Below are 11,464 nucleotides of genomic sequence, written 5' to 3' on the forward strand. Positions count from 1 at the left end.
ACAGGAACGCGGCGTTGATCGCGCGCTGACGGCCCGGGCGCACCGCGCGCTGCACGGCGGTGCGCCCGTTCGTGTGCCTGATGCGAGGTATGAGCGATCAGACGCCCGAAGAGCCCGTGGAAGGGGCCGGCGAGGACCCATCGGTCCCCGCCGAGCCCGCCGCGCGCCCGGGCGGTCGGCGCGCAGGCAGCGCTGCGGACCGCCTCGTCCGCCGCGCCGCGGCGAACCGCAGCGCCGGGCAGCCGCGCGGCGGGCCGGCGGCACCTGAGCCGGGTCAGCGCGGCGCACAGGGTGCCGCACCGGCCCGGCCGAAGACCAGGACGCCCAGCGGAGCGTCGGGCAGCAAGCCCGCGGCTCCCGGCCCGGTGCCAGCGCCGGGTAGCGCCCCCGGTGGGGCGAGCGGCGGCGCATCGGGCTCCGCGGCGGGCAACGCGACGAGTGCGGTGCGTGCGGGCAAGGCGCTCAAGGGCGCAGCACAAGGGGCTCCCGCGGCGAAGGCGGCGGCGCCTCCCGGCTCCACGCCACAGGGGAGCCCGACGGCGCCCGGGGGCTCCCGATCCGGACCTGCAGGCGCCGAGGCAGGGGCGAACGGCAAGCAGGTCGCGCTGGGGGCGGCCAAGACAGCGGCCAACGCTGCAGCGGGAAACACCGCAGGTGCTGTCGCCGAGGGCGTCACGACGGTCGCTGGCACCAAGACCGGCAAGCGGCTCATCGGCGCGATCGCGACCGTCGCCACCGCGCTGATCGCGGTCGTCGTCATGGTCCCGGTCGCGTACATCGGTGCCGCACAGTCCGACGCCTCGAGCGCGGCACGCTCCTCGACGGTCGCAGCACAGGACTCCGGACTGGACGAGCACACCATCTCCAGCGCGCACTCCGCGGTCACCGGGACCGGGCTCCCCTGGCAGGTCGCCGCAGCGCTCCGCCTGGTGCCCGGCGACGGTGAAGGGACCTACGGTGTCGACCCTGCGAAGGCAGACGAGGCCGGCGTCGACACCGAGGACGACGCAGCGGTCGAGCGCTGGCTCGCGCTGACCCTGGCCGACACCGGGGTCGCGGACAGCGGAAGCCTCCTCACCGGATACGTGAAGGGGCTCGACGACACCACCGGGCTGCCCGACGGCACGATGGTGCTCGCGACCTCGGACGCGGCCGAGCGTCAGCACGACGACGTGGTCAAGGCGTGGGTCGAGGCGGTCGCGTCGCTGCCGGTCGGCGGGGCCGACACCGCGTGGGCCACCGAGGTCGTCGACGCGGCACAGCGTCTGTCAGCTGGGCAGGAGGTGTGCACGGCGCAGACCGTGCCGGTCACCACCACGTCGCCGTCGCCGTCGGACACGGATACGCCCGCAGCCGATGGCGAGGCTGCGCCGAACACGGAGGCAGCCGCGTCCCCCGAGCCGGACACGACCGCTGAAGAGCCGGATACCGACGACCCCACCCAGGTCGAACCGGCTGCGGTCCCAGCGGTCGAAGGGTTCAACGAGGCGCAGGTGCGCAACGCGTCCACGATCGTCGCCGTGGCGGCCGAGCTCGACGTTCCCCGCAAGGGCGTAGTCATCGCCTTGATGACGGCGCTGCAGGAGTCACGCCTCAAGAACTACGCCAACAGCGGGGAGAACCGCCGCGGGTACAGCGGCTTCCCCGCTCCGGGGACGGAGCACTGGCTCGGTGTCGTGCGCATGTCGCTCGACTACCCGCACGACGCCGTGGGCAACGACGCCGACTCCGTCGGCGTGTTCCAGCAACGCCCGTCGGCCGGGTGGGGCGGGCCGATCACCGACCCGCCGAAGGCCATCATGGACAACCTCATGGACGTCGAGTTCCAGGCGCGAGCCTTCTTCGGCGGTCCGGACGGTCCGCTGGGCCCCAAGCGCGGGCTGCTCGCCCTCGCCGGCTGGGAACAGATGGCCCCCGGAGACGCCGCGCAGCGGGTCCAGGTCAGCGCCTTCCCCGACGCGTACGCGAAGCACGAGAACGACGCCAACCGGCTCCTCGACGCCGTCGGCGACGGGAAGATCTTCGGATCGAGCGGGTCGACCGCCGCCACCTGCGGCACCACGGACGCCAGCACGCAGTTCAGCACGCCGAACCCCGGAAGCTCGGACGGAGTGATGAACGGCGGGGCCTGGGGCGGACACCAGAACGGGCGAATCCCCCTGGACGCGCTGTGCCCGATCCCCTGGCACCGGACCGAGCAGCTGCGCTGCGACGCCGCCGCCGCACTCATCACCCTCAACGACGCCTACCGAGCGGACCTCGGCACCGACATCGCGATCACCGACGCCTACCGCGACTACCAGACGCAGGTCGTCCTCAAGGCTCAGAAGGGGTTCCTCGCGGCGACCCCGGGCACGTCGAACCACGGGTGGGGACTGGCGCTGGACCTCGGCGGAGGGATCAACACCTTCACCTCCGCCTCGCACCTCTGGATGGCAGCCAACGCCCCCAGGTACGGCTGGGTGAACCCGAACTGGGCTCGGCCGGGCGGCGGCAAGGAGGAGCCGTGGCACTGGGAGTACGTAGGCGCAGCACCTGCTCAGGGTTGACGTCCGACCACGCAGTCCCTTGGAGGGGATCAGCATGAACCGGTTCTGGGTCTGGGTCGCCGTCGCGGCCGTCGTCGCGGCGGTCGTGGGCGTCCTGGTCTTCAGGCAGGCCCCGTCACCGCCGACGGACGAGCAGTCTTCGCCGCCTCCGCGCGCAGTGCTGCCGGACGCCGCGCCGGTCCCGTCCGCGACCGACGATCCGCTCGACGAGGCGCCCGACGGGCCCGACGGCGGCGATCCCACCGAGACCTCTCCGCTCGACGAGCCAGAACGCACCGCCTACGTGCCCGAGGCCGTGCGTGAGAACCCGCCCGAAGGGCACTGGTACGTCCTGGACGCGTACACAGGTGAGTGGATGCTGCTCGAGGACTCGTGGCTGGTCACCGCGCCGAAGGCCAACGACCGGTTCGGGTGGGACGTCCAGCACTGGCAGGACGCCCGTGCCGCCGGGGCGAGGTTCGCCTCGACCGTAGGGTCCTACAGCGCCGAGAAGTGGGCCGACGAGTCCTACCGGGCCGCGGCCCGGCTCGCTACACCGCGCTTCGCTGACGCGCTCGACGAACGTGCGCGCCAGGTCGGCGTGCCGTCTCAGGGCGACATCGACGCCGGTCTCGTCGTCGACGCGAGCGTGGACTACGCCGTGCTCGTGGAGAGCTCTGCGATCAGTGACGTCGGAACGGTCGACGACACGCACGCCGTGGTGATGGTCGTCTGGCGCACCTGGACGAAGGAGGGCGCCTCCGGCGCGTTCCAGCCGCAGGGGACGACGACCACCACCTGGTACCAGCTCGTGTACGACGAGAGCGTGTGGCTCGTCGACGACGAGCTCGACCCCGTGTGGCCGGAGGGCGACGAGCATGCGCACGGCGACTGAGGCGGGCCGAGTGCACCGCTCTGTCCTACCGACCGGCCGAGGCGTCGAAGTCGATCGCGAGGCGCTTCCACATGCACGGCGCGATCGGGGTAGGAGCGAACATGGACCTCGTCACGGACGTTGAGGTTGCGCTGGAAGTTCCCGAGGGGTGGGAACCTAGCGAGGAGGCGTTTGCCGTTGCGGGGCGGATCCTTCTGGCGGCCGCGGAGCGTGCGCGAGCCGGGCAGAATGAAGCGACCGCGGCCTAGAGAACGGATACTCCACCCATGAGGCTCGCCTTCTACGGACGCGTATCGACAGAGGATGCCCAGGACCCGCAAGCCTCGCGCGCCTGGCAGATGAAGCGCTCTCGTGATCTGGTAGGTCCCCTCGAGCATGAGATCGTGGCCGAGTTCTTCGACATCGGCCAGTCTCGTTCTCTGCCCTGGCGGCGTCGCCCGGAGGCCGCGGCTTTGCTCGCGGAGGTCAAGAGCGCGACTCGGCGCTTCGACGGCATCGTCATCGGCGAGCCGCAGCGCGCGTTCTACGGTCACCAGTTCTCGATGACGTTCCCGGTGTTGACCCACTATGGCGTGTCGTTGTTCGTCCCCGAGGTGGGTGGCGCAGTCGACCCGGACTCGGACGCGCACGAGATCGTGATGTCGCTGTTCGGTGGGATGTCGAAGAGCGAGCGAACCCGGATCCAGAAGCGTACGAAGTCCTCGATGCACGAGCTCGCGCGGAACACCGATCGGTTTCTGGGTGGGCGACCGCCCTATGGCTACAGACTTGCGGACGTCGGGCCGCACCCCAACCCTTCGAAGGCGGCGGCCGGGCAGCGTGCTCACAAGTTGGTGCCTGACGGCGTTGCCGCGCCGGTCGTCGCACGGATCTTCTCCGAGTTCCTGGACGGGCGCGGCTTGCGCTCGATCGCGCAACGCCTCACCGATGAGGGCATCCCGTCGCCGTCGGCCCACGATCCCGCGCGCAACAGTCACCGTGACCAACGCGGCTGGGCGCACGCGTCCGTGCGGGCCATCCTCGCGAACCCCACGTACTCGGGCATTCGGATGTGGGGTAAGCAGGCCAAGGTCGAGACCTTGGCGGACGTCGATGACGTGGCGGCTGGCAACGTGACTCGCATGCGGTGGCGCGACAAGGACGAGTGGGTGCGGCCCGAGGGCGGACGCACCCACGAACCGCTCATCGACGACGCAACGTTCGAGCAAGCGCAACACCAGCTGCAGTCACCAGGAGGGCCACGGACGGGACGGCCACGCTCCTCCCGCCGCACCTACCCGCTCTCGGGACGCGTGTTCTGCACCCTGTGCGGTCGGCGGATGCAGGCCAAGTTCATGCCGAACCGCACCCCTGGCAGCGGGCGAACGCTCTATCAGTGCGACCTGGGGCGGGCGCGGTCCGTTCCTCGCGAGCTGGACGATCACCCGAAGTCGGTCTACCTGAACCAGGCGCATGTGCTCCCGCCGATGGATGCCAAGCTGGGTGCGCTGCTCTCCGATCCCGATCGACTGCTCGAAGCTATGACCGTGCGAACGGGAGTCACGTCCGACGTGGTCCGGTGGCGAGCCGAGCTTGCTGACACGGAGACGGCGATCGCGAATCTCGTCGGCGTGCTCGCCCGCGGCCTGCAGTCGGATGCTGTCGTATCGGAGCTGACCGCCAAGGAGGCGTTGGCGGCGACGCTTCGAGCGCGACTGGAGCGTGCGGAACCGTCTGCGGCGGGACCGAGCCGGGCGGAGATCGCGCGAGCGATCGCGGAGCTCGGGTCGATGGGCGGAGCGTTGGCTCTGGCGACCGACGAGGAGCGCGCCGAACTGTACGCCTCGCTCGACCTGCGGGTCGACTACGACTCAACGACGAAGCGGGCCCAGGTTTCCCTGGACCCGCTGCGTAACTTTGGTCGTGTCCGGAGGGGGACTTGAACCCCCACGCCCGATAAAGGGCACTAGCACCTCAAGCTAGCGCGTCTGCCATTCCGCCACCCGGACGAGTGGACCTTCCCGGCGTTCCCGCCGTTCCGGTGCGGGGAAAAACATAGCACGGTTGGCGGGTGCATCCCGCATCGCGTCCGACCCGCCGGACCTGCGCCGGGAGAGCGTGACGACCGCCCGCTCGACCGTCGCCCGGCCCGTGCGTCGTGCCCGGCGAGAGGGGACGACCTGGGGCACACTGGGCGGATGAGGGTGATCACGGGACGGGGCCAGGCGTGACGGACGAGCAGCGGCCTGCGAGCGGGCCCGTGCCCACGCCGCGTCCGGGCTCCGGCTCCGAGCGCTCGGCGGCGTCCGTCAAGCACCTCGCCGGGGCGTCGCGCGAGGCGCGCAAGGTGGCGGGAGCGCGTCGGAACCCGTCGGTCGTCGGGTACGACGAGACCGTCCCGGCGTGGCTGCGCACGACCGCGGGCTGGTCGTGGCGTCTGCTCATGGTCGTGGCCGCCGTCGCCCTGATCTTCTACGCGACCGCCCAGGTCCAGCTGGTGTTCGTCGCCGTGTTCCTGGCGCTCGTCATCTCCTCGGTGCTGCGGCCGGTGACCGACTTCTATGCGCGCATCATGCCGCGCGGCCTGGCGACCGCGCTCGCGATCCTCTCGGCGGTGCTCTTCATCGCGGGCCTGCTCACCTACATCATCACGTCCGTCGCGGGCCAGTGGCAGAGCCTCGCGGACCAGTTCGACCAGGGCATCGGCCAGATCCTCGACTTCCTCGAGAACGGCCCCCTGCCCGTGACGATCACGTCGGACGACTTCGACGGGTGGATCGAGAACGGCCAGCAGTGGCTCAGCGAGCACGGCGGTGACATCGCGAGCCAGGCGGCCGCGAGCGCCGGCTCGGTGTTCGAGGCGTTCGCCGCGATCGCGCTCGCGACCTTCCTCACCGTGTTCTTCCTCGCGCGCGGCAAGGACATGTGGACGTGGTTCCTCAACCAGCTCCCGGCTCGCTCGCGCGACAGCTGGAAGATCGCCGGCGGGGCCGGCTGGTACACCTTCTCGGGGTACGCGCGCGGCACGGTCATCATCGCGATCATCGACGGCATCCTCGCGGGGATCCTCCTGGCGATCCTCGGCGTCCCGCTCGCGGCACCGCTCGCGGTGCTCGTGTTCATCGGTGCCTTCATCCCGATCATCGGTGCGCCGCTCGCCATGATCATCGCCGCCGTCGTCGCGCTCGCCGCGGAGGGCATCGTCACCGCGCTCATCGTCACGATCGGCATCGCGCTCATCGGGCAGTTCGAGGGCCACATCCTGCAGCCGCTGATCATGGGCGCCCAGGTGTCGCTGCACCCGGTGGTGGTCGCGCTCGCGGTCACGGCCGGGACCCTGCTCGCCGGGATCCTCGGGGCCGTGGTGTCCGTCCCGCTCGTCGCGGTCGCCTGGGCGGTGTTCTCGAAGCTGCGGCACAAGGACCCGCCGATGGAGGACGAGATCCCCACGGCCAAGGAGATCGCGCTGTCCGACGGCCCGTCGCCGACACCGCCGACCCGCGACGCGGTCTGATCGCCGGGGACGGGAAGCCGGACGGCGCCCGGCGGTCGGTCAGCGCCGGATCGCCGAGACCTCGGCCGCGAGCCGGAGGCTGACGTGGACCCGGTCGCCCACGCCCTTGCCGAGCCGGTCGCGGACCGCCCGCAGGACGGCGAGCAGGTGCGGGCCGCCGTAGGCGACCAGGGACGCGTGGTACGCGACGTCGTCGACCTCGACCCGCACGGGGACGCGCCCGCGCGTGCCGAACAGCTCCGTGGTGTCGAGGGGCACCTCGACGAACACGCCCGAGGCGGTGCCGGCGGCGGTGAGGACGGCGTCGAACTGCACCTCGCCGGGGTCCGTCCACGTGGGCATGGCCCGACGGTAGCGGACGGGCCAGGCGTGCGGAACCCTCCGCGTCGGGGGCGCCCACCCGCCGTCGTGCGCGGTGGGGCGCCCCGCGACGACACTGGACCATGAGGATCGGGATACCCACCGAGGTCAAGAACCACGAGGACCGCGTCGCGCTCACCCCCGCCGGCGCCCACCACCTCGTGCGGGCCGGGCACGACGTGCTCGTCCAGTCCGGGGCCGGTACCGGTTCCCACCTGCCCGACGACGAGTTCGAGCGTGCGGGCGCGCGCGTCGTCGCGACCGCCGAGGAGGTGTGGGGCGAGGCGGAGCTCGTGTGCAAGGTCAAGGAGCCGGTCGCGAGCGAGTACGGCCACCTGCGCGAGGACCTGCTGCTGTTCGCCTACCTGCACCTCGCCGCCGACGCCGCGGGCACGCGCGCGCTGCTCGACGCCGGCACGACGTCCGTCGCGTACGAGACCGCGCAGGCCCCGGACGGGAGCCTGCCCCTGCTCGCGCCGATGAGCGAGGTCGCGGGGCGCATGGCGACCCAGGTGGGTGCCTGGCTCCTGCAGCGCCCGGCCGGCGGGCGCGGCGTCCTGCTCGGAGGCGTGCCCGGGACGCCGCCCGGCCGGGTCGTCGTGCTCGGCGGAGGGACGGCAGGACGCAACGCCGCCGAGGTCGCGGTCGGGATGCGGGCCGAGGTGACGGTCCTCGACCTGTCGCTGCCGGTCCTGCGCGCGCTGGACCTCGAGTTCTCCGGCCACGTGCGGACCGTCGCCTCGAGCCTGTACGCCGTCGAGCGCGCCGTGCTCGAGGCCGACCTCGTGGTCGGGGCCGTGCTCGTCGCCGGTGCCCGCGCGCCACGGCTCGTGAGCGACGACCTCGTCGCCCGGATGCGCCCGGGAGCGGTGCTCGTCGACGTCGCGGTCGACCAGGGCGGGTGCCTCGAGGGCTCGCGGCCCACGACGCACGACGACCCGACGTTCGCCGTCCACGGCACGACGTTCTACTGCGTCGCCAACATGCCCGGCGCCGTCCCGGTGACGAGCACGCAGGCGCTGACGAGCGCGACGCTGCCGTACCTCGCGGCGCTCGCGGACGGTGGCCTCGACGCCGTCCGTGACGACCCGCTCCTGGCGTCCGGCGCGTCGACGCACCGCGGTGTGCTGCTCAACGAGGCCGTCGCGGCGGCGCACGGGCTGGGGTGGTCGCCTCTCGCGGAGGTCCTCGACGACTGACTCCCGCGCGACGGCACGGCACGACGTCCGACCTGCCGGAAAGGACGTGAGGCGTGGCGACGCACCGTGGCAGGGTGGCCCGGTGCAGCCCTTCGCCCTGGACGACGGCGTCGTCCACCTCGCCACCCCGACCCTCGACGACGTCGACGCGATCACCGCCGCGTGCCAGGACCCGGACGTGGCCGCCTGGACCGTCGTCCCCGACCCGTACACGCGCGAGGACGCGCTCGGCTTCGTGCGGGACTACGTGGCGCCCGGCTGGGAGCGCGGGAACATCTTCACGTGGGCGGTGCGCGAGTCCGCCGGGCGGTCGGGCGTGCCGGGGCCGGAAGGGGTCGGACGGCTGCTCGGGATGTTCGGCCTGGGCCTCGACGACGCCCCGGACGGGCAGCGCTCGGCCGAGATCGGCTACTGGATGTCGCCCGCGGGTCGGGGACGCGGCCTCGCGACCGCCGCGGGGCGACTCGTCGTCGACTGGGCGTTCGACCCGGAGGGCCTCGGCCTCGCACGCCTGTCGTGGGAGGCGTACGTCGGCAACTGGCCGTCGCGGCGTCTCGCGTGGCGTCTCGGCTTCCGGGTCGAGGGCACCGTGCGCGGCCACTCCCTTCAGCGCGGGGTCCGCCGCGACGCGTGGGTCGCGACGCTCCTCCCGGACGACCCGCGCGAGCCGGTCGAGCCGTGGCCCGACGGCGCACCTCGCCTCGCGACGACGTCCTGAGGTCCGTCGCGCAGCCCGGGTGGAATCCGTTTCACCCGGGCACCGCCGCGGGGCGAGGATGGGGCCATGACGTCTCAGCCTCTCGCGCCCACCGGCGCAGACCTCGACCTCGATCCCGCCAACCCGTTCGCCGCTCCGTCGCCGCTGCCGTACGAGCTGCCCGACTACACCGCGGTCCGCGAGGAGCACTACGTGCCCGCGCTGCGCGCGGCGATGGCCGCCCAGCGCGCTGCCGTCGAGGCGATCGCCACCGACCCGGAGGCCCCCACGGTCGCGAACACGCTCGAGGCGCTCGAGCGCTCGAGCCGCAGCCTGTCGCGCGTGGCCCACGCGTTCTACAACCAGCTCAGCGCCGACGCGACGCCCGGGCTGGAGGACATCGAGGAGGAGCTCGCACCCGAGTACGCGGCCCACCACGACGCGATCTACATGGACGCGCGTCTGTACGCCCGGGCGCGGGCGCTCCAGGCGGCCGCCGACGCCGGCGACGAGACGCTCGAGCCCGACGCCGCGTGGCTGCTGCACACCCTGCTCACGGACTTCCGCCGCTCGGGCGTCGAGCTCGACGCGGCGGAGCAGGAGCGTCTGCGCGAGATCAACGGGCGCCTGACGAGCCTCGAGGCCGCGTTCGGGCGCAAGCTCCTCGCCGGGGCCAACGCGGCGAGCGTGCTCGTCACCGACCGGGCCGAGCTCGCCGGGCTCGCGGACGACGCGGTCGCGGGCGCGGCCGAGGCCGCCGCCGCGCGCGGCCACGAGGGCGCGTGGCTGCTCGAGATGCAGCTCCCGACGCAGCAGGGCGTGCTCGCGTCCCTCACGGACCGCGACGTGCGCGAACGCGTGCAGCGGGCGTCGGAGGGCCGCGGCGCGACGGGCGACGACCACGACACGCGCGAGATCGTCCTCGAGACCGTGCGCCTGCGTGCCGAACGCGCGCGCCTCCTCGGGTACGAGCACCACGCGGCCTACGTCGCCGAGGACGCGACGGCGAAGACGACCGACGCCGTGAACGCGATGCTGTCCCGGCTCGCGCCGGCCGCCGTCGCGAACGCCCGCCGCGAGGCCGCGGACCTGGAGGCGGCCCTGCAGGCCGACCACGCCGACGCCAGCCTGCGTGCCTCCGACTGGTCGTACTACGCCGAGCGTGTGCGCAAGGACCGCTACGCGCTCGACGACGCGCTCCTGCGCCCGTACCTCGAGCTCGAGAAGGTCGTGCACGACGGCGTCTTCCGCGCCGCGAACCGGCTCTTCGGCATCTCGTTCACGGAGCGCACGGACCTCGTCGGGTACCACCCCGACGTCCGCGTCTTCGAGGTCTTCGACGCCGAGACGCCCGGCGCCGCGGGGGAGGGGATGGGCCTGTTCCTCGCCGACTGGTACACCCGCGAGTCCAAGCGTGGCGGCGCGTGGATGAACAACCTGATCGACCAGAACCACCTGCTCGGCCAGAAGCCGGTCGTCGTGAACAACCTCAACATCGTCAAGCCGCCGGCCGGGCAGCCCACGCTGCTCGTGTGGGACGAGGTCATCACGCTGTTCCACGAGTTCGGGCACGCGCTGCACGGGCTCTTCTCCGACGTGCGGTTCCCGTCGCAGTCGGGCACCGACGTGCCGCGCGACTTCGTCGAGTACCCCTCGCAGGTCAACGAGATGTGGGCCTGGGAGCCGGAGATCCTGCGCGCCTACGCCGTGCACCACGAGACCGGGGAGCCCCTGCCGGCGGAGTGGGTCGACACGATGCTCGCGTCGCGCCAGTTCAACGAGGGCTTCGGCACGACCGAGTACCTCGCGGCGGCGCTGCTCGACCAGGCCTGGCACCAGCTCTCGGCCGACGCCGTGCCGACGTCGGTGGAGGACGTGCTGCCCTTCGAGGCCGCCGCGCTCGACGGCGCGGGCGTGGCGTTCGCGCCGGTCCCGTCGCGGTACCGCACCACCTACTACAACCACGTGTTCGGCGGCGGGTACTCGGCCGGGTACTATTCGTACATCTGGTCCGAGGTGCTCGACGCGGACACGGTCGAGTGGTACCGCGAGAACGGCGGCCTGACGCGGGAGAACGGCGAGCGGTTCCGCCGCGAGCTTCTCGCGCGCGGCGGCTCGCAGGACCCGCTCGCGTCGTTCCGCGCGCTGCGCGGGCGCGACGCGGACATCGCGCCGCTGCTCGCCCGCCGCGGCCTCGACGCCTGAGACGTCCGCGAGGTAGAGCCCTGGTCGTGACCACGGCTCTACCTCGCCGACCACGGCTCTACCTCGCCGACCACGGCTCTACCTCGC

8 protein-coding genes and 1 tRNA gene are annotated in these 11,464 nt (G+C 72.5%); 7 read left to right on the forward strand and 2 right to left on the reverse strand.

The annotated features are described in order from the left end of the window. Window positions 1-89: 89 nt before the first annotated feature. The 3 genes from AC4H2G_RS12130 (at window position 90) to AC4H2G_RS12140 (ending at window position 5,345) form a co-directional block, all read left to right on the forward strand. Window positions 90-2,549: a M15 family metallopeptidase gene (locus AC4H2G_RS12130; protein ID WP_494365994.1), complete on the forward strand. Its 2,460-nt coding sequence runs from the start codon at window positions 90-92 to the stop codon at window positions 2,547-2,549. A 34-nt stretch (window positions 2,550-2,583) separates the two neighbouring features. After that, the gene (locus AC4H2G_RS12135) at window positions 2,584-3,423 is read left to right on the forward strand and encodes a hypothetical protein (protein WP_494365995.1); all 840 of its coding nucleotides are present in this window, start codon (window positions 2,584-2,586) and stop codon (window positions 3,421-3,423) included. A gap of 266 nt (window positions 3,424-3,689) precedes the next feature. Further along, the gene (locus AC4H2G_RS12140; protein ID WP_494365996.1) at window positions 3,690-5,345 is read left to right on the forward strand and encodes a recombinase family protein; all 1,656 of its coding nucleotides are present in this window, start codon (window positions 3,690-3,692) and stop codon (window positions 5,343-5,345) included. Here AC4H2G_RS12140 and AC4H2G_RS12145 read toward each other — a convergent pair. After that, window positions 5,327-5,411 (reverse strand) — tRNA-Leu (locus AC4H2G_RS12145). The two genes, AC4H2G_RS12140 and AC4H2G_RS12145, sit on opposite strands and share 19 nt — an antisense overlap. Before the next feature lie 218 nt (window positions 5,412-5,629). Here AC4H2G_RS12145 and AC4H2G_RS12150 point away from each other — a divergent pair. Continuing rightward, entirely contained in the window at window positions 5,630-6,916 is a 1,287-nt protein-coding gene (locus tag AC4H2G_RS12150; RefSeq protein ID WP_494365997.1) for an AI-2E family transporter, read from the forward strand. A gap of 39 nt (window positions 6,917-6,955) precedes the next feature. On the opposite strand, the gene AC4H2G_RS12155 is transcribed toward AC4H2G_RS12150, so the two are convergent. Further along, the gene (locus AC4H2G_RS12155; RefSeq protein WP_494365998.1) at window positions 6,956-7,258 is read right to left on the reverse strand and encodes a DUF1905 domain-containing protein; all 303 of its coding nucleotides are present in this window, start codon (window positions 7,256-7,258) and stop codon (window positions 6,956-6,958) included. A 101-nt stretch (window positions 7,259-7,359) separates the two neighbouring features. Here AC4H2G_RS12155 and ald point away from each other — a divergent pair, with 101 nt between their 5' ends. From ald to AC4H2G_RS12170, 3 genes are all read left to right on the forward strand, one after another. Beyond that, on the forward strand, window positions 7,360-8,475 hold the full coding sequence (ald, locus tag AC4H2G_RS12160; protein ID WP_494365999.1) for an alanine dehydrogenase: 1,116 nt from the start codon (window positions 7,360-7,362) through the stop codon (window positions 8,473-8,475). A gap of 82 nt (window positions 8,476-8,557) precedes the next feature. Continuing rightward, window positions 8,558-9,193, forward strand: a complete 636-nt coding sequence (locus AC4H2G_RS12165) for a GNAT family N-acetyltransferase (protein WP_494366000.1) — start codon at window positions 8,558-8,560, stop codon at window positions 9,191-9,193. Window positions 9,194-9,259: 66 nt separating this feature from the next. Beyond that, on the forward strand, window positions 9,260-11,377 hold the full coding sequence (locus AC4H2G_RS12170; protein WP_494366001.1) for a M3 family metallopeptidase: 2,118 nt from the start codon (window positions 9,260-9,262) through the stop codon (window positions 11,375-11,377). Window positions 11,378-11,464: the final 87 nt, after the last annotated feature.

It is taken from the genome of Cellulosimicrobium sp. BMG9.23, assembly GCF_059159985.1.

What these genes read in the sequence shown, in the direction of transcription:
- AC4H2G_RS12130 (WP_494365994.1), top strand. Translation starts at nt 90, where the DNA reads ATGAGCGATCAGACGCCCGAAGAGCCCGTGGAAGGGGCCGGCGAGGAC.
- AC4H2G_RS12135 (WP_494365995.1), top strand. Translation starts at nt 2,584, where the DNA reads ATGAACCGGTTCTGGGTCTGGGTCGCCGTCGCGGCCGTCGTCGCGGCG.
- AC4H2G_RS12140 (WP_494365996.1), top strand. Translation starts at nt 3,690, where the DNA reads ATGAGGCTCGCCTTCTACGGACGCGTATCGACAGAGGATGCCCAGGAC.
- AC4H2G_RS12155 (WP_494365998.1), bottom strand. Translation starts at nt 7,258, where the DNA reads ATGCCCACGTGGACGGACCCCGGCGAGGTGCAGTTCGACGCCGTCCTC.
- ald (WP_494365999.1), top strand. Translation starts at nt 7,360, where the DNA reads ATGAGGATCGGGATACCCACCGAGGTCAAGAACCACGAGGACCGCGTC.
- AC4H2G_RS12170 (WP_494366001.1), top strand. Translation starts at nt 9,260, where the DNA reads ATGACGTCTCAGCCTCTCGCGCCCACCGGCGCAGACCTCGACCTCGAT.